The 17,739-nt window shown below is 68.5% G+C and carries 16 protein-coding genes and 1 pseudogene; 9 read left to right on the top strand and 8 right to left on the bottom strand.

Features of this window, described 5'->3' with window-relative positions:
- Positions 1 to 13: 13 nt before the first annotated feature.
- Positions 14 to 748 (bottom strand): phosphatase PAP2 family protein, encoded by a 735-nt coding sequence (locus AC1RKE_RS03945; protein WP_348683712.1) that lies wholly within the window; start codon positions 746 to 748, stop codon positions 14 to 16.
- A gap of 198 nt (positions 749 to 946) precedes the next feature.
- Between AC1RKE_RS03945 and mutM the strand changes: the two genes are divergently transcribed.
- The 3 genes from mutM (at position 947) to AC1RKE_RS03930 (ending at position 3,631) form a co-directional block, all read left to right on the top strand.
- The gene (mutM, locus tag AC1RKE_RS03940; RefSeq protein ID WP_054764254.1) at positions 947 to 1,810 is read left to right on the top strand and encodes a bifunctional DNA-formamidopyrimidine glycosylase/DNA-(apurinic or apyrimidinic site) lyase; all 864 of its coding nucleotides are present in this window, start codon (positions 947 to 949) and stop codon (positions 1,808 to 1,810) included.
- 67 nt (positions 1,811 to 1,877) lie between these two features.
- Positions 1,878 to 2,663, top strand: a complete 786-nt coding sequence (locus AC1RKE_RS03935; protein ID WP_054764253.1) for an enoyl-CoA hydratase — start codon at positions 1,878 to 1,880, stop codon at positions 2,661 to 2,663.
- Positions 2,664 to 2,716: 53 nt separating this feature from the next.
- Positions 2,717 to 3,631 carry an alpha/beta fold hydrolase gene (locus AC1RKE_RS03930; RefSeq protein WP_348683711.1) on the top strand — a complete coding sequence of 305 codons (915 nt, stop codon included), beginning with the start codon at positions 2,717 to 2,719 and terminating at the stop codon, positions 3,629 to 3,631.
- Positions 3,632 to 3,795: 164 nt separating this feature from the next.
- Here AC1RKE_RS03930 and AC1RKE_RS03925 read toward each other — a convergent pair whose 3' ends face one another.
- The 3 genes and pseudogenes from AC1RKE_RS03925 to AC1RKE_RS03915 all read right to left on the bottom strand — a co-directional run bounded on the left by AC1RKE_RS03925 (position 3,796) and on the right by AC1RKE_RS03915 (position 7,096).
- On the bottom strand, positions 3,796 to 4,092 hold the full coding sequence (locus tag AC1RKE_RS03925; protein ID WP_395941836.1) for an endonuclease domain-containing protein: 297 nt from the start codon (positions 4,090 to 4,092) through the stop codon (positions 3,796 to 3,798).
- A gap of 72 nt (positions 4,093 to 4,164) precedes the next feature.
- A pseudogene (gene recQ / locus AC1RKE_RS03920) lies at positions 4,165 to 6,033 on the bottom strand (DNA helicase RecQ); the annotation flags it as partial.
- Between the two features lie 85 nt (positions 6,034 to 6,118).
- On the bottom strand, positions 6,119 to 7,096 hold the full coding sequence (locus AC1RKE_RS03915) for a complex I NDUFA9 subunit family protein (protein WP_348684217.1): 978 nt from the start codon (positions 7,094 to 7,096) through the stop codon (positions 6,119 to 6,121).
- A gap of 404 nt (positions 7,097 to 7,500) precedes the next feature.
- Here AC1RKE_RS03915 and AC1RKE_RS03910 point away from each other — a divergent pair, with 404 nt between their 5' ends.
- On the top strand, positions 7,501 to 7,932 hold the full coding sequence (locus AC1RKE_RS03910; protein WP_152949153.1) for a DUF488 domain-containing protein: 432 nt from the start codon (positions 7,501 to 7,503) through the stop codon (positions 7,930 to 7,932).
- Between the two features lie 178 nt (positions 7,933 to 8,110).
- Here AC1RKE_RS03910 and AC1RKE_RS03905 read toward each other — a convergent pair whose 3' ends face one another.
- Positions 8,111 to 10,063: a M1 family metallopeptidase gene (locus AC1RKE_RS03905; protein WP_348684216.1), complete on the bottom strand. Its 1,953-nt coding sequence runs from the start codon at positions 10,061 to 10,063 to the stop codon at positions 8,111 to 8,113.
- 356 nt (positions 10,064 to 10,419) lie between these two features.
- Entirely contained in the window at positions 10,420 to 11,670 is a 1,251-nt protein-coding gene (locus AC1RKE_RS03900; protein WP_333895523.1) for a multidrug effflux MFS transporter, read from the bottom strand.
- A gap of 128 nt (positions 11,671 to 11,798) precedes the next feature.
- Here AC1RKE_RS03900 and AC1RKE_RS03895 point away from each other — a divergent pair, with 128 nt between their 5' ends.
- The 5 genes from AC1RKE_RS03895 (at position 11,799) to AC1RKE_RS03875 (ending at position 16,703) form a co-directional block, all read left to right on the top strand.
- Positions 11,799 to 13,244, top strand: a complete 1,446-nt coding sequence (locus AC1RKE_RS03895) for an AMP nucleosidase (RefSeq protein ID WP_333895522.1) — start codon at positions 11,799 to 11,801, stop codon at positions 13,242 to 13,244.
- Positions 13,245 to 13,498: 254 nt separating this feature from the next.
- On the top strand, positions 13,499 to 14,122 hold the full coding sequence (locus AC1RKE_RS03890) for a hypothetical protein (protein ID WP_492896440.1): 624 nt from the start codon (positions 13,499 to 13,501) through the stop codon (positions 14,120 to 14,122).
- Positions 14,122 to 14,424: a winged helix-turn-helix domain-containing protein gene (locus tag AC1RKE_RS03885; RefSeq protein ID WP_191554683.1), complete on the top strand. Its 303-nt coding sequence runs from the start codon at positions 14,122 to 14,124 to the stop codon at positions 14,422 to 14,424. The genes AC1RKE_RS03890 and AC1RKE_RS03885 overlap by 1 nt, the downstream gene beginning before the upstream one ends.
- 144 nt (positions 14,425 to 14,568) lie before the next feature.
- Positions 14,569 to 15,360 (top strand): tyrosine-protein phosphatase, encoded by a 792-nt coding sequence (locus AC1RKE_RS03880; RefSeq protein WP_348683923.1) that lies wholly within the window; start codon positions 14,569 to 14,571, stop codon positions 15,358 to 15,360.
- Positions 15,357 to 16,703 (top strand): anthranilate synthase component I family protein, encoded by a 1,347-nt coding sequence (locus tag AC1RKE_RS03875; RefSeq protein ID WP_348683921.1) that lies wholly within the window; start codon positions 15,357 to 15,359, stop codon positions 16,701 to 16,703. The genes AC1RKE_RS03880 and AC1RKE_RS03875 overlap by 4 nt, the downstream gene beginning before the upstream one ends.
- On the opposite strand, the gene AC1RKE_RS03870 is transcribed toward AC1RKE_RS03875, so the two are convergent.
- Together AC1RKE_RS03870 and AC1RKE_RS03865 are read right to left on the bottom strand one after the other, a co-directional pair.
- Complete coding sequence (locus AC1RKE_RS03870; RefSeq protein WP_348683919.1) at positions 16,655 to 17,209, bottom strand: TadE/TadG family type IV pilus assembly protein; 555 nt, start codon at positions 17,207 to 17,209, stop codon at positions 16,655 to 16,657. The genes AC1RKE_RS03875 and AC1RKE_RS03870 overlap by 49 nt on opposite strands.
- Positions 17,209 to 17,739: a TadE/TadG family type IV pilus assembly protein gene (locus tag AC1RKE_RS03865; RefSeq protein ID WP_348683917.1), complete on the bottom strand. Its 531-nt coding sequence runs from the start codon at positions 17,737 to 17,739 to the stop codon at positions 17,209 to 17,211. The genes AC1RKE_RS03870 and AC1RKE_RS03865 overlap by 1 nt, the downstream gene beginning before the upstream one ends.

The raw sequence follows: 17,739 nt of genomic DNA, 5'->3' as shown, positions 1-17,739 counted from the left end.
CTCAGCGGACTCCTCAGGCGGGGAAGGGCTGGCTCCAGCGAAGGCGCCGGCGCGCCCGCCGAACCAGGCCCGGGGCGGCCACCGTCACCCGATAGACCCCTACCATGACCAGGGCCGTCAGGGCCCAGGACAGCAGGATGTCGGACAGGAAATGCCCACCGAAGGCCAGCCGGTTCATCGACAGGGCCAAGGCGTAGACGAGCCCCAGCGGCAGGACGGCCGGTCGCCACCGCGCCGGAGTGACCACCAGCAGGACGCCCACCATCCAGGCGGCGCTGGACCCCTCGCCGGAGACGAAGGAGCAGTTGGACTGGCAGGCGTCGCTGATCACCCAGGCCGGGGTAAAGGCCGCGTCGCCGCCGAACTGGTCGATCTGGACCGGGCGAGCGCGCCCCCAAAGGCTCTTGAACAGCAGATTGACGACCAGCCCCGGTCCGAGGGCCAGGGCCGCGACGGCGAACATCGCCCGCCGCGCTGCGGCGCCGACGGAACGCCCGCGCAGGGCCCGCCAGATCAGGCGGCCGATCACCCCCAGCAGCAGGAGGGCCAGGACCAGGGTGGAACTCTTGCGCAAGGCCTTGAGCACGGGATCGCCGGCGAGGAAGAAGCCGGCCTCAGGTCGGTAGAAGAAGCGGCTCACGGCGATGTCCACCCCTGGAAAGACCAGAAAATAGGCGCTGATCGCCAGGACGGCCGCCGCAGCCAGAACAGCTGCGTCGTCGCGCGTGAGGCGAAGGCGAGCGCTCAAGTCCGTCCAGGACGAGAGGCGCAGACGCGGCGCGGGTGCGATGAAGGACTGAGACACATTCCCCCCGGATTGGTCTGGAGACGCCAATGCCAGAGTGCGGTGTCGTTCCCGCGTCATTACGAACAATGTTTTCCGAACATCGGGGCGAGCACGGACGATCGACTTGGCCTAGGTTCCAAGACCGGCTAGGAGCGCCCCATGCCTGAACTTCCCGAGGTCGAAACCGTCCGGCGCGGCCTGACGCCGGTGCTGGCGGGCGCGCGCCTGTCGCGGGTGCGGATCAACCGGCCCGACCTGCGCTTTCCGTTCCCGGAAGGCTTCGTTGAACGGTTGGAGGGGGCGACGGTCGAACGCGTGGACCGGCGGGCCAAATATCTGCTTCTGCCCCTGTCCACCGGCGAGACCTGGATCACCCATCTGGGCATGACCGGCCGTTTCACCCTGGACGGCGCCCAGCTGGGCGAGTTCGAGGAGGCGGCGCCCATCGCGGGCAAGCACGAGCATTTCAGCGGCTGCGCCGAGCGCGACGGCCTTGCGACCCGCATCGGCTATGCCGACGCGCGCCGGTTCGGCTTCATGGGCCTGATCCCCACCGCCCAGGTCGAGGCCCACCCCTGGTTCGCCGGCCTGGGGCCCGAGCCGCTGGGCAATGGCTTTTCCGGCGCCCATCTGGCCGAGGCCTTCGCAGGCAAGAGCCAGAACATCAAGGTCTCCCTGCTGGACCAGAGGATCGTCGCCGGCCTGGGCAACATCTATGTCTGCGAGGCCCTGTACCGGGCCCGGATCTCGCCCCTGGTGGCGGCCGGATCGCTGTCGAAGGCGCGGCTGGAGACCCTGGCCTCGGTGGTCCGCGACGTGCTGAACGACGCCATCGCCGCCGGGGGATCGACCCTGAAGGACTTCGCCAACGCCGAGGGCGGCCAAGGCTATTTCCAGCACCGGTTCGACGTCTACGGCCGCGAGGGCGAACCGTGCCGGGGCGAGGGCTGCACGGGGACGGTCGCCCGGATCGTCCAGGGCGGACGCTCCACCTTCTACTGCCCGTCCTGCCAGAAGCGCTGAGGCGACCGGCCGTCATGACGAACGGCCGTCGATCCTCTATGACCGGCGTCAACAGAGGAGACCGCACATGGCCGACGCCTATTCCACCCTTCTGATCGAACGCTGCGCCGACGGCTATGCGGTCGTGACCCTGAACCGGCCCGAGGCGCTGAACGCCCTGAACTCGACCCTGTTCGGCGAATTGGCGGCCTTCCTGGACGCGGTCGAGACCGACGACAGCGTGCGCTGCCTGATCCTGACCGGCTCGGCCAAGGCCTTCGCCGCCGGGGCCGACATCAAGGAGATGGCGGACCAGTCCTACGCCGACATGTTCAAGGGCAATTTCTTCGCCCTGGGCCATGACCGGATCACCCGGTTCAGAAAGCCGATCATCGCGGCGGTGTCGGGCTATGCCCTGGGCGGCGGCTGCGAACTGGCCATGCTGTGCGACTTCATCATCGCCTCCGAGACCGCCAAGTTCGGCCAGCCCGAGATCAATCTGGGCGTGGCGCCCGGCATCGGCGGCTCCCAGCGGCTGACGCGCCTGGTCGGCAAGTCCAAGGCCATGGACATGATCCTGACCGCGCGGATGATGGATGCGGCGGAAGCCGAGCGCGCCGGCCTGGTCAGCCGCGTCGTCGCCCCCGAGGCCCTGCTGGACGAGGCCCGCGCGGCGGCCGCCAAGATCGCCTCGCAAAGTCCCCTGGCGGTGATGATGAACAAGGAGATGGTCAATGTCGCCCTGGAGACGACCTTGACCGAGGGCGTCCGTTTCGAACGTCGCCTGTTCCACTCCCTGTTCGCCTTCGACGACCAGAAGGAGGGCATGGCCGCCTTCGTCGAAAAGCGCAAAGCCGACTTCAAGGGGCGGTGATCCAAGGCCGCGACCGTCAACCGATCGCCGTGATCCGGCGTTAGGAGGGCGTCATGCGCCGCCTTCTGCTCTCGCTCCTTGCGATCCTGACCCTCGTCCTGCCGGGCCTCGCCTTGGCTCAAGCCCCAGCCCCAGCCCCAGCCCCAGCGTCTCTGGCCCCCGCCTTCCGCTCTGATCGGATCATCGTGGAGACGCGAGGCGCGGGGCCGGACGTGATCTTCATCCCCGGCCTGGGATCGACCGGGGCGGCCTGGCGGTCGACGGCGGACAGGCTGGAGGGCCGCTATCGGGTTCATCTGGTGACGATCCGCGGCTTTGGTCAGACGGACATCGGCGCCAACGCCCGCGGCGCCCTGGCCGCCCCGGCTGCGCTGGAGATCGAACGCTACATCCGCGAGCAGAGGCTGTCCCGGCCCGCTCTGATCGGCCATTCCCTGGGCGGTCAGATCGCGCTGCGCGTGGCGGCGGACATGCGCGGCCGAGTCGGACGGGTGATGGTGGTCGATTCCGCCCCCTTCTTTCCGGCCCTGGTCGATTCCCGCGTCACGACGCGCGAGGTCGAGCCCCTGGCGCGGCTGGGCTATCAGGCCCTGATGCTGTTCGGCGACCAGGCGCTGAAGGGCCAGGTCTCGGCCCTGGGCGGGGACTTGGGTCTGGCGGGCGACATGGTGTTCGACGGCCTGGGTCTTCAGGGCGGCGACCAGCGCGTTCTGGCCCAGGGGCTGTACGAGGCCCTGACCGTGGATCTGCGTCCTCGCCTGCGCGACGTCACCGCCCCGGTGACGGTGGTCTATGGCTGGACGCGGGATACGAACAATCCGCGCAACCGGCTGGAGGGGCTTTACCGCTACGGCTTCTCCACCCTGCCGCGTCCGGCCCAGTTCGTCCGCATCGAAGGCGCCGACCACCAGGTGATGATCGACCAACCGGCCCGGTTCCAGGCGGCGGTGGAGCAGTTTCTGGGATAGGCAAAGATCTTCCCCCGCTTGCGGGGGAAGTGTCAGCTCGTCGAGCGCAGCGAGACGGCTGACGATGGGGGAAGTTCCGCTTCTGCAAGAAAGAAGACTTCCCCCTCCGACCCTGGTTCGCTGCGCGAACGCCGGGCCACCTCCCCCGCAAGCGGGAGAGGGTCCTATTGGCCTTTGGCCTCGCGATAAATGTGATCGGTCACGGCGGGAAGATCGTTCAGCACGTCGCGGGCCGGAATCCGCAGGGTGCGTATGCCCTGCTCGAGCAGGAAGGCGTCGCGGCGCGCGTCCTGCGCCGCACGGCCGTCGTGACTGTCGCCGTCGATCTCGACCGCCAGTCGAACGCCGGCGCAGTAGAAGTCGAGCACATAGGGCGGTATCGGGTGCTGGCGTCGGAACCTCAGCCCGCCCAATTTCTCGCCCCGCAGCGCCTGCCAGAGCTGGACCTCGGGCAGGCTCATGTCCCGCCGCAGATCGCGCGCCTTGTCGATGATGTCGGACGGACGACCTTCTACGGACTCCAGACCCTTCGCCAACGTCTCCAGCACCCCTTTGCCGTAGCGGTCCAGTTTCGACTGGCCGACGCCGGGCAGGGCGGCCAGGGCGGTCAGGTCGCCCGGTTCGGCCTGGGCGATCTCCAGCAGGGTCTTGTCCTGGAAGATGACATAGGGCGGGACGTGCTGTTCCGAAGCACGGTCGCGGCGCCAGGCGCGTAAGCGCTCGAAGCGGGCGCGGACGTCGGCGTCCATCGTCTCCAGGGCGGCGTTGCGGCCCTCGCCAGAGCGGTCGCGGCGGCCCGAACTGGAACTGGAGGCGCGCACCGGTGCGCGGCGCACCTCGATCTTGCGTTCGGCCTTGTAGACGGCGCGCACCGCCTCGGGGTCGCCCAGGCCGACCAGGGGCTTGCCGTCGTTCGGGTCCTCGACCAACAGGCCCTCGAACAGCAGGTGGTCGACGATGTCGCGCCAGCCGTTGGGCGAGATGTCGGCGCCTATGCCCCAGGTGGACAGCTGTTGCTCCCACGGCTGGACGTCCTTGGTGCGGCCGGTCAGGTGGTCGATCACCCGGCCCCTGCCGAACCGGCCGCCCAGACGCTGGACCGCCGCCAGGGCCTTCTGGGCGGGGACGGTGGCGTCATAGGTCTGGGGCGGGTCGCCGCAGATGTCGCAGACGCCGCAAGGGGCCGCATCGGTCTCGCCGAAATAGCGGCGCACGGCCTGGGCGCGGCAGACGGCGCCGTCCAGCATGGCGAACAGCTGGCGGGCCTTGCGCACCTGAACCTGTTTGACCTCCTCGGCCATCGGGCGGCCGTCCAGCCGGCGCAGGGTCCAGGCGATGTCGGAGGGGCCGTACAGGGTGATGCCCTCGGCCGGTTCGCCGTCCCGGCCGCCCCGGCCGATCTCCTGCCAATAGGCCTCCAGGCTGCCGGGCGGATCGGCGTGGATGACGAAGCGGACGTCGGCCTTGTCCACCCCCATGCCGAAGGCGATGGTGGCCACCATGACGGCCCCGTCCTCGGCCAGGAACCGCTCCAGACGGCGGTCGCGCTCCTTCGTATCCATGCCGGCGTGATAGGCGATGGCGTTGGTCCCGGCGTCGCGCAGGGCCTGGGCCACGCGTTCGCAGCCGTCGCGGCTGCCGCAATAGACTACGCCCGACTTGCCGCGCCGTTCGCGCACCAGTTCGATGACGCGGGCGTCGGTCCTGGCGCGCGAGGCGCTCTCCTTGCGTTCGGCCGACAGCTGCAGGTTCGGGCGGGCGAAGCTGTCGACGAAGACCCGGGCCCCCTCCAGCCGCAGCGAGCGCAGGATGTCGTCGCGCGTGCGGGCGTCGGCCGTGGCGGTCACGGCGATGCGCGGGACGTGGGGGAAGCGCTCGGCCAGCAGGCCCAGGTTGCGATAGTCGGGGCGGAAGTCGTGGCCCCACTGGCTGACGCAGTGGGCCTCGTCGATGGCGATCAGGCTGAGCGGCAGCTCGGCCAGCCGGTCCATCATGGCTCCGGCCGCCAAGCCTTCGGGCGAGACGTACAGCAGGTCCAGAGCGCCGGAGCGGGCGGCGGCCCAGATGGCCGACCGTTCGTCCAGCGAGACGCCGGAATCCAGCCGGGCGGCCGCCACCCCCTGCTGTTTCAGGGCCTCGACCTGGTCGGTCATCAGGGCGATCAGGGGCGAGACCACCAGGCCCAGGCCGGGGCGAAGGATGGCCGGGATCTGATAGCAGACGCTCTTGCCGCCGCCGGTCGGCAGGACGGCCAGGACGTCGCGCCCGGCCAGAACCTCGGCCACCACCTGGCTTTGCAGGCCGCGGAAGTCGCCATGGCCCCAGACCCGCGACAGCAGGGAGCGGGCGTCGGCCAGACCGGGCGTCGTGGCGGGGCGGGGCTGGGTCTGGAGGGCCGGCATCCGAAGGTTGTGCACTCTTTGTTCCGGCCTGCGAAGCCCCTTTGACCGCTTTCACGGCCGAGCGGCTGACGCGGCTGGGGACGGATCAGTGCGCGGGCGAGGGGGCGAACTGGCCGCCGACGCGATAACGGTACAGATAGGAGGGCGCGATCGACTCCATGCTGGCCGGATGGACGACGCCCAACGCGGCCAGACCCTCGGCGCCCGGCGAGACCACATTGTCCTTCTGCAGCATGACGACCTGATCGCGGGTCAGGGGCGGGGTCAGACCGATCAGGCTGACGGTCTGGAGCAGCGAGCCCAGCAGCCGGGCGACCGGGAAGGGAATGGGCGCCAGCAGACGGTCGCGACCCGTCTCCCGCTTCACCAGCTCCAGCACTTCGCGGAAGGTATAGATATCCGGTCCGCCCAGTTCATAGGTTCGGCCGGCCGCGTCGCCTCGGGTCACGGCCCGGGCCACGGCCTCGGCCACATCGCCGACATAGACCGGCTGGAACCGGGTCTTGCCGCCGCCGATCAGCGGCAAGGCGGGCGCCAGGGTCGCCATGGCGGCGAACCGGTTCAGGAAGCCGTCGTCGGCGCCGAACACCAGCGAAGGACGCAGGATGACGGCGTCGGGATAGACGGCGCGGATCTCGTTTTCGGCCTCGCCCTTGGTGCGGGCGTAGGCGGAGGGGCTGTTCGCATCGGCGCCGATGGCCGAGATCTGGACGACACGTTCGACGCCGGCGGCCTGGGCCGCCTGGGCGATGTTCCTGGCGGCCTCGACGTGGGCGCTCTTGAAGCCGCGCTTGCCGCCGCCGTCGTGCAGGACGCCGACCAGATTGACCACGGCGTTCGAGCCGCGCACGGCCGCCGCCACATCCTCGGCGCTGGTGACGTCGCAGCGCATGAACTGGATCTGGCCCGGATCGCCGGCCGTCTGGACCTCGATGGCCAGGACCGGGTTGCGCACCGCCACGCGGATGCGCCAGCCGCGACGGGCCAGGGCGCGCACCGCCTGGGCTCCGATGAAGCCCGAACCTCCGAAGAGGGTCACGACGCCGGGGGCGAGGTCAGCCATGGGAGAAGCTCCAGTGAATTCCGTGTCGGCGGGATAGCCGATGGGGCGCCGCATCGCAACGCGGGCGACCCGGTCGGGGCGGGAGGAAACCAAAAACAGTGTCCGATGTGTCCGATGTGTCTGATTTGTCCGATCCGCGCCGTCGTCCGCTCCTGAAAAAGAGTGTCCGATGTGTCCGATGTGTCCGGTTCGCGCGGTCGCGCGCTCCCAAAAAAGGTGTCCGAAGTGTCCGATCTGTCCGATCCGATCTGCTCGCCCGTCCGCCGCCTCCGCTCGTCCCCGTCGATCCGCGACTGTCGCACGGCGGGCGGCCCAGGGGCGCAGAAGGCGGGTTTGGAGTCCTAAGCGGTTGGAAAGGCTGAGGGCGGCTTGGCGATCGAGCGGCGCTCGCCCATCTAGGGCCCATGCAGATTTTCACCATCGGATATGAGGGGGCGACCCAGGCGGAGGTGATCGGGCGGCTGAAGGGCGCCGGGGTCGATCTGCTGATCGACGTCCGGGCGGTCGCCGCCTCGCGCCGCGCCGGCTTTTCCAAGACGGTCCTGGGCGAAAGCCTGAAGGCCGAGGGGATCGACTATCTGCATCTGCGGGGGCTGGGCACGCCCAAGGCCGGTCGCGACGCGGCCCGCAAGGGCCATGTCGCCGAGATGCGCGCGATTTTCGCCGACCATCTGGCCGAGCCCCAGGCCCAGGTGGAGTATGCGCGGCTGAAGGATCTGGCGGGTGAGAAGCGCGTGGCCCTGCTGTGTTTCGAGGCCGATCACGCGGGATGCCACCGCGCGGTGTTGGCCGAGCGGCTGGCCGAGGAGGACGGGGCGACGGTGGTCAATCTGTAGGGGCGGTGGCGAGGCCCACCTTCCCCCGCTTGCGGGGGAAGCGTCAGGTCGTGGCGCGAAGCGACACGCCTGACGATGGGGGGCGTTTTTCCTCTGAAACAAGACTCCCCTCTCCGACCCTGGTTCGCTTCGCGAACGCCGGGCCACCTCTCCCGCAAGCGGGAGAGGGTCTTTTGCTTTACGGCCGACCCACCAGGTCGTCGACCGAGCCGCTGGTCACCGGGTGATACAGGGGCCGGGCCTCGGCGTAGATGCGGCGGGCGATGGAACGGCCCCAGTCGCCCTCGTTCCACAGGGTCTGGAACAGGGGCAGGACGAATTTGCGTCGGCCCTGGCTGGTCAGGAACCGCTCAGCCGTGGCGACCGACGGCTGATAGCGGTGGGCCAGGGCGATCTGGAGCCAGGCGAAGGTCAGTTCGCTGTTGCCCTCGTTCGCCAGGTTCAGGGTCCGCTCCAGATCGGCCAGCTGGGCCTCAGTCAGCCAGTCGGCGCCGGCGCGCAGGCCTTCGGGCCGCCAACCCAGGAAGCGCTGGCGCTGCTGGGTGTTCCATTCGCCCCACGGGATGGCCGAGGCCGGACCCTTGTCCTTAAAGAAGGCGACGGCCGCCGCATCGACCGGGACGAAGGCGTTCGAGACGGGGGCGACGGCGTTGGACGGCAGGCCGGGCTGATAGACCCAGGCGTCCAGCTGAAGCTGGGATTCCAGGGCCGCGTCGCCCTTCACCAGATGGGTGCGGATGTCGTCCAGGAACATGGCCGTGGTCATGGGGCGATAGGCGTTGCGGTCGAAATAGCCGCGCAGCCAGGCGTCGAACCGATCCCGCCCCACGGTGCGTTCGACGGTCCGCAGGAACAGGGCGCCCTTCTCATAGGCGATGTCGTTCATGCCGTCGTCGGGATCGCGGCCCTTCAGGTCCAGATGCAGGCGGGTGTCGGCGGCGGGCAGGGACTTCAGCGTGTCCTGAAGGCTGTCCCAGCCCAGAACCTGTTCCTGCATGGCGCGGTCATGGCCATAGACCGACTCCATGATCCGGTTCTCGAAATAGACGGTGAAGCCCTCGTTCAGCCAGAAGTCGTTCCAGGTGGCGTTGGTCACCAGATTGCCGGACCAGGAGTGGGCCAGTTCGTGCGCCACCAGCGAGACCAGCGACCGGTCCCCGGCGATGATCGTCGGGGTGGCGAAGGTCAATTTGGGGTTCTCCATCCCGCCGAAGGGGAAGGAGGGCGGCAGGACCAGGAGGTCGTAGCGGCCCCACCGATAGGGGCCGTACAGCTTCTCGGCCGCGTCCACCATCTCGGCGGTCGGCTCCAGCTCATGGGCGGCGGCGCGCAGGCGGCTGGGCTCGGTCCAGACCCCGGTGCGTTCGTCGAAGGGGGCGAAGGCGATGTCGCCGACGCCGATGGCGATCAGATAGGGCGGGATCGGATTGTCCATCCGGAAGCGCCAGGTCTTCATGCCGTCGGCGGCGGGCTCGCCGTTCGGCGTCAGATGGTCGGCGCTCATGACCACGGTCAGGTCGGCGGGGGCGGTGATCCGGGCCGAATAGGTCTGGCGAATGCCGGGGCTGTCCTGGGTCGGCACCCAGGTGCGGGTCAGGATGGCCTGACCCTGGCTGAACAGATAGGGCTTCTGTCCGCCCGCCGTCTGGCTGGGCGACAGCCATTGCAGGGCCGCCGCATCGGGCCGGGTCGAATAGCGGACGGTGATCTTGCGCCGTTCGTTGGGGGCCAAGGCCGGGAAATAGACGGTCAGGGGCTGGCCCTTGATGGCGTCATTGTCGCCGACGACGTAGCGCAGCGGCTGGCCCGAGGCGTCGCGCACGTCCTGAATGTCCAGATTGCGGATGTCGAGCACGATCTCGTTCGCGCCGGGGACGGCCAGGATGTCCAGGGTCGCCGTGCCCGACAGGGTCTTGGCCTCGAAGTTCGCGGTCAGGTCCAGGGCCACATCGACGACGCGGGCGATCTCGGGACGGGCGTAGGTGTGGCTGTCGACGGCGTCCGGGCCGGGGGCGGGCGCGACGGCCGGCGGCGCCAGGGCCGCGCTTCCGGTCGTGGTCGAACAGGCCGAAAGACCGAGGGCCGAGGCGAGGGCGAGGGCGGAGACGAGGCCGAAGGCTTTGCGCGTCATCGAGGCTTTCCGGGACAGATCATGAGCTTGGCCCGGAGAACGCGCGGAAACGGCGAAAAGATCAAGCCTCGCTCCAGAGCATTCGGCAGCGCAGTGGGACCGGTCAACGCCCCTGCGCCCCCGAGAGACGGGTTCGTCACAACGGGCACGGCGAGGGTCACAACGGACACGACCAGGCCGTGCCGGTTCGGCAAGGGCTTGCCCGCCTGCGGCCGTGAAGCTGCAGATTGATCGACGGTCTGGACATGGAGCCGAAAGGCCGAGGCGCGTTCGGTCCCGTCGTGTTCTCCGTGACCCTCGCCGTGCGCGTTGTGACGAAGGCCATCCAGGGCCGCGCCTTTTCAAGCCCGATGGCTTCAGCCTTGTGGTGCGGGCGGCTGGTGATGGGCCCGGAACAGCCGGCCCCGCTCGGCGAACAGGACCAGGGCCAGGGCCGTCAGGCCGAAGACGGTGAAGCCCAGGGACATGGGCACGGTGGTGCCGTTGAACTGCTGACCCACCGCAAAGCCCAGCAGGGAGCCGAAGACGGTGGAGATGAAGCCCTGGATCGAGGCGGCCGTGCCGGCGATATGGCCCATGGTCTCCATGGCCATGGCCCCGAAGTTCCCGGCGATCAGGCCGAAACAGAACATGGTCAGGGTCTGGAGGACCGCGAAGGTCCAGATCGTCTCATGGCCGCTGAGGGCGACGGCGGCATGGACCGCCGAGACGGTGGTGAAGCCGATCAGGGCGGTGTGGGAGATCTTGCGCGAGCCCAGCCGCACCACCAGTCGGGCGTTGACCAGGGAGGCGACCGCTATGCCGCCCGCGATCAGGGCGAAGACGGCGGGGAAGGCGGCCTCGGCGTCGAAGACGTCGGCGAAGATCTGCTGCGAGGAGTTGATGAAGCCGAACAGGGCGCCGGTGATGGCCGTCATGGCCAGGGTGTAGCCCATGGCGGTGCGGTCGGTCAGGGCGGTCTTATAGGCCGAGGTCAGGCGTTTGACCTGGATCGGCAGACGATCCTCCGGCTTCAGGGTCTCGGGCAGGCGCAAGGACGCCCAGACGATCAGGGCCACGCCGATAAGGCCGAGGCCCGCGAAGATCCAGCGCCACGGCCCGACCAGCATGATCAGTTGCCCCAGGGAGGGCGCCAGGATGGGCACGCCCAGGAAGACCAGGAAGCTGAACGACATGACGCGCGCCATGGTGCGCCCCTCATAGCGGTCGCGCACGATGGAGACGGCCAGCACGCGGGTGCAGGCGCTGCCCAGCCCCTGGCCGATCCGCGCCAGGATCAGGGTCTCGAAGGTCGGCGCCAGGGTCGCCAGAAGGCTGAAGACCACATAGAGGCCGACCCCGGCCAGAAGGATCGGCTTTCGCCCGAACCGGTCTGCGACCGGACCATAGATCAGCTGCGCCCCGCCGAAGCCCAGCAGATAGGCGGTCACCACCCACTGACGGCTGTTTTCGTTCGTCACCCCCAGGTCGGCGCCTATGGCGGGCAGGGCGGGCAGCATGGAATCGATCGCCAGGGCGTTCAGCGCCATCATCAGGGCGATCAGACAGACGAACTCGACGAATCCGGGTTCTCTTCTGGCGGGGGCTGACGCGGCGGAAACGGACATCCGGGCCAGATGCCCCGCCGCGCCGCGAACCGCAACCAGTCGCCGGCTATAAATTGCTGCAATGCAGCGAAATCGAGGTTGAACGCCGGGCGCCTCGCCAATGTCATGAAGCTTCGCTAGAGGAAGTCATGACAGAACAGATGACAGCACAGGCGGCGCTGGACCGCCTCGAAACCCTCTACACCCAATCCGTGACCAACCTGCGCGACGCCGTGCGGGATTTCGTCAACACCGGCGCCCGGCCCGATCCGGTCAAACGCGCCGAAGGGGTGTTCGCCTATCCCGAACTTCGCATCCGCTGGGACGGGGATCGCCCCCAGGACCTGGAGCCGCGCGCCTATGCCCGGCTGGCCAAACAGGGGGTCTATTCGACCACCGTCACCCGGCCGGACCTGTTCCGCCCCTATCTGACCGAACAGCTGGGTCTGCTGGAAAAGGAATACGGCGCGACCTTCGAGGTCGGGATTTCGAACCAGGAAATCCCCTTCCCCTATGTGACCGACGGACTGGAGGTGGCGCTGGACCGGTCGATGACGGCGGCCCTGGCGCGCTGGTTCCCGACCACGGACCTGGCCCACATCGGCGACGAGATCGCCGATGGTTTGTTCGACATGGGCGGCGACTTCCCCCTGTCGCATTTCGACGGCCTGCGGACCGACTTCTCCCTGGCGCGGCTGAGACACTACACCGGAACCCCGGTGGACGACGTCCAGTCCTATGTCCTGTTCACCAACTACAACCGCTACGTCGACGAGTTCGTGCGCTGGGCCATCGAACAGCTGCAGACGCCGGGCACCCCCTATCAGACCCTGTCCTGCGCCGGCGGGGTGGCGATCACGCGCGACACCCCCAATCCCGAGACGGCGATCAGCGATACGGCCTGGAAGAAGCACCAGATGCCGGCCTATCACCTGACGGCCCCGGGCCATCAGGGGGTGACGCTGGTCAATATCGGCGTCGGCCCGTCCAACGCCAAGACGATCACGGACCATCTGGCGGTCACCCGTCCGCACGTCTGGCTGATGATCGGTCACTGCGGCGGTCTGCGCGCCAGCCAGACCATCGGCGACTATGTGCTGGCCCACGCCTATCTGCGCGACGACCATGTACTGGACGCGGTCCTGCCGCCGGACATTCCGATCCCTTCGATCGCCGAGGTTCAGCGCGCCCTGTACGACGCCACCAAGTCGGTCAGCGGCATGCCCGGCGACGAGGTCAAGCTGCGCCTGCGCACCGGCACGGTGGTCACCACCGACGACCGGAACTGGGAGCTGCGCTATTCCAAGTCGGCGCTTCGCTTCAACCAGAGCCGCGCCGTCGCCATCGACATGGAAAGCGCCACCATCGCCGCGCAAGGCTATCGGTTCCGGGTGCCCTACGGCACCCTGCTGTGCGTCTCGGACAAGCCGCTGCACGGCGAGATCAAACTGCCGGGCCAGGCCAACCGCTTCTACGAAGGCTCGATCTCGGAGCATTTGCAGATCGGCATCCAGGCGGTCGGCCTGATGCGGGACGAGGGACCCAAACTCCACTCCCGCAAGCTCCGCGCCTTCGACGAGCCGCCGTTCCGTTAAGAGGGGCGCGATAGACCCTCTCCCGCTTGCGGGGGAGGTGGCCCGGCGTTCGCGCTGCGAACCAGGGTCGGAGGGGGAGGTTTCACTTGAAAAGAAGACTTCCCCCATCGTCAGCCGTCTCGCTGCGCTCGACGAGCTGACACTTCCCCCGCAAGCGGGAGAAGGTCTGTTCGCCGTCGTAGATTAAGAAAGCGCTTTACAATGTAAAGCGCATTGTGCATCCTGTGATCATCGGATTTCAGGAGGAGTTCGCCATGACGCGCGACACGCAGACGATCCAAGACGACATCGCCTATATGCGGGCTTTGGCTCACGAAGGTCGGCACGCGCCCCTGCTGGCGGGCCCCATACTGGTGGCTGCGGCCATCATCTTCGGAGGCGCCAGCCTGGGGCAGTGGGCGCTCACGACGGATCTGATCGCGCTGAATCCCTGGGCGGCGCTCTGGCTTTGGATCGGTTCGGCCCTGGTCTTTGCGGCCGCCCTGGTCGTGCTGATCGGGCGGATGAAGGGACGCCCCGGCTATAATTCGTCGGGCAATCGGGCGGTGGGCGCGGCCTGGTCCGGCGTGGGCTTCGGCATCTTCGTCACCTGGTTGGCCCTCACCGCCCTGTCGGTGAAGAGTGGAAGCTGGGCCTGGATGGCGGTCATGCCGACGGTGGTTCTGACGGCCTATGGATCGGCCTGGATGGTCGCGGCGGCCATGACGCGCGTGCGGTGGATGAGCGCCACGGCCCTGATGTCCTACGCCGGCGCCGTCGCCGTCGCCTGGTTTGCGGACAGTCCGGCCATCTATCTGGTCTATGCCCTGGTCCTGGCCGCCGTCGCCCTGGTCCCCGGTCTGATCCTGATGCGGCAGGAACCGTCGGAGATCGTCTGATGGCCGATGACTTCGACATCAGCCGGATCGACGACGTCATCCACGGGCGGATCCGGCTGGGGATCATGGCCTATCTGTCCGGTGCGGACACAGCCGACTTCAACACCTTGAAGACCCGGCTGCAGACGACCGACGGCAATCTGTCGGTCCATCTGAGGAAGCTGGAGGAGGCGGGTTTCGTCGCCGTGACCAAGAGCTTCATCGGCCGCAAGCCCCTGACCCAGGCCAGTCTGACCGAAGATGGCCGCGCCGCCTTCGTCGCCTATCTGGACGCCATGGCGGGCCTGCTGCCGGCGCGCTAGAGCATGATCGTTTCGGACGGAACCGCTTTGCGGTTCCGACAGAAGCGTGAATCATGCTCTCGCTTTAATCTGGAGCCTGATTCACCGTTTCAGCGGAACCGCGAAGCGGTTCCTCTTCAACGGATCAGGCTCTAGAAGCGGGGCATGAGCCACCGTCTCCATGCCTTCGAGGCCATCGACAACTTCCGCGACTATGGCGACTACGCCACGGCGGCCGGGCGACGCATCCGCCCCGGCCGCCTGCTGCGTTCGGGCCATCACGCCCGGGCCAGCGACGCCGATCTGGAGCGGCTGAAGGGGTTCGGCCTGGGGGCGGTGGTCGATCTGCGCCGACCGGGCGAAAGGCGCGACCAGCCCTCGCGACGGCATGACGGTTTCGACGCCCTGGTGATCGAGGGCGGGATCGACGACGGGGCCGAGGCGCCCCACATCACCTTCCTGAAAACGGCGGACCTGACGCCGGATTCGGGTCGGCGTTTCATGACCCAGACCTATCGCAGCCTGCCGTTCGACGCCGCCCACATCGACGTTTTCGGCCGCTATTTCCAAGCCCTGGGACAGATGGGGGGCGATCAGGACCGACCCGTGCTGATCCACTGCGCGGCGGGCAAGGACCGGACCGGCTTTCTCGCCGCCTTGACGCATCATCTGCTGGGCGTCCACCACGACGACCTGATCGAGGACTATCTGCTGACCAATACGGCCGTCGATCTGGTCGGTCGGGCCCCCGCCATTGCGCGGCGTCTGCACGAGATGACCGGCCGTGTCGCCTCCGACGACGCGGTGGTGGCCTTCCTCGGGGTGGAGGCCGCCTATCTGGACACCGCCTTCGCCGAGGTCGAGGCGCGATACGGATCCCTGGACGCCTATCTGGAACAGGCCTTGGGCGTCGACGCCGCCCTGCGCGCCCGAATCGAGGCGCGGCTGTCGGCGTGAACGGCGCCCTGACCCATGTGGTCGTCCGCGATCATCCGTGGACGGACCCCTTGGCTGTCGCGGCCGGGATCGGTGGGACGGACGGCGCCCTGGCCCTGCTGTCGGACGGCGGTCCCGGCGGCCGCTGGTCCCATGTGGCGACGGCGCCGGATCGGGTTCATGTGGGCGGGGTCGAAGCCGATCTGTTCGACCCCCTGCGCGATCCGGCCTGGAGCGCAGGGACGGTGGGACTGGCCGCCTATGACGCCGGCGCGCGACCGGCGACCGGCGAACGGTCCTTGGTGTGGCCCGACCTGATCCTGGCCCGCTATCCGGCGATGCTGAGCTTCGACCATCATCAGCGGCGTGTTCGCGCCGTCGGCCGGGGGGCGACGGCGGCGCAGGCCGAGACGGCGGCCGTTCAGGCGTCGCAATGGCGGGCGGCGGCGGTCACGCCGGCCACTCCCGACGCTCCGGCCGAGACCTTTGCGGCCGAGGCGCCGGACCAGGCCTATCACGACGCCGTGGCCGAGGTGGTCGCCCGGATCGCGGCCGGTGAACTGTTCCAGGCCAATATCGCCCGCGCCTGGGGCGGCGCGCTGAAGCCAAAGGCCGATCCGTTCGACGTCTTCCTGCGGCTGCAACAGGGGCGGGCCTCGCCCTATGGCGCCTTCTGGCGGATCGGGGACCGGGCCCTGGTGTCCAATTCGCCTGAGCTCTTCCTGGCCTTGGACGGCGAGACCGGGCGCATCGAGGCGCGGCCGATCAAGGGCACGCGCGCCCGGTCGGCCGACCCGCTCGAGGACGCGGCCCTGGCCGCCGCGCTTCAGGCCAGCGCCAAGGACCGGGCCGAGAACCTGATGATCGTCGATCTGATGCGCAACGACCTGGCCCGCGCCTCGCGCGTCGGCTCAGTCGCGGTCGAGCGGCTGTTCGCGATCGAGAGCCATCCGACCGTCCATCATCTGGTCTCGACCGTGGTCGGCCGGGCCGAGCCGGGGGTGACGCCGGCCGACCTGCTGGACGCGACCTTCCCGCCCGGCTCGATCACCGGGGCGCCCAAACACCAGGCCATGAAGGTGATCGCCGAATATGAGCCGCCGCGCGGCGCCTGGTGCGGGTCGCTGTTCATTCTGGAAGACGGCGGGGGGCTGACCGCCTCGGTCCTGATCCGCACCGCCGCGTTCGAGCGCCGGGACGAGTGTTGGACCTTCCGCACCCTGGCCGGCGCCGGAATCGTCGCCGACAGCGACCCTCGGTCCGAACTTGCCGAGACCGAAACAAAGATCGCCGCCCTGAGACAGGCTCTGACGGGTCAGCAGTCCGTACAGGCGATCTGCGTCACCTCGCGCGGATTCAGATAGGCGCGGCGGGTGAAGCTGGCGGACGGCAGGAAGCGCTGGAACGGCGAGGCGTAGGTGTAGCGGGCCTCGGCGATGATGATCGACGACCCGACCGGCAGGAGATCGGCGGGAATGTCGGCGTCCGCGACGGCGAGTCGGCCGCTGAGGGCCCCACTCCCGCCCGAGGCCGCCCAACTGCGGCTCCAGTTCACCGTATATTTGGTCGTCGTATCCCGGCTGACGCTGCTGACCCTCTGTTCCAGCGAGGCCGGGGCGAAGGGCGCCATGATAGAGGGGCCCACCAAGAAGACGTTGTCGATGTCGGCCTTGGTGATGTCGCGGGACTGGGCGGTCAAATCCGCGACCGAAGCGGCCACATGGCTGGTGCGACGCACAGCCATATAGCCCTGACACAGATCGACCATGCCCGCATAGAACAGGATCATGACCGGGGCGATCAGGGCGAATTCGACCGCAGAGACCCCGGTCTCGTCGCGCGCCAGCCTGCGCATCAGGGACCGGCGCATCAGAAGGGCTCGTTGCGGAAGGCGGTGGTGGCGGAGATCATGATCTGTCCGGGCCCCGCCGCGCTCACCGATTGGGTCAGGGCGGGCACGATCATCGGCTGTTTGTACCAGACACGCGCGACGACCAGATTCTGGGCCGCGCCGGGGTCGTAGCCGGTCTTGGACAGATCCAGGACGCCGTTCTCGTCCTTGGGTGGATCGATATTGTCGGAGAATTTGGCGACGACCCGGACATCGACGGTGGCGCGGGCGGCGCAGTCGCTCTTGAACACGCTCATCTGATCGCAGAAGGCCTGTTTGAACCCAGCCTGATCCAGACCCTTGGCCTGGGCCTCGCCGGTTCGAATTTCGCGGCTGACGGTCAACAGGGCGTTTTCGGCGACGGCGTCGGTGATGAAGACCAGACCCAGCTGGAAGATCGAGAACAGCAGAAGAAAGAAGGGGGTGGCGACCAGGGCGAACTCCACCGCCGCCGCGCCTTCACGGTGACCGGCGGAGCCGCGACGGGGAGGACGATCCAGCGCCGCCAT

The sequence above is a fragment of the Brevundimonas sp. GW822-FHT03E11 genome (assembly GCF_058801445.1).
The sequence above is the reverse complement of the archived record's forward strand: the minus strand, read 5'-3'. Positions and strand labels throughout refer to the sequence as shown.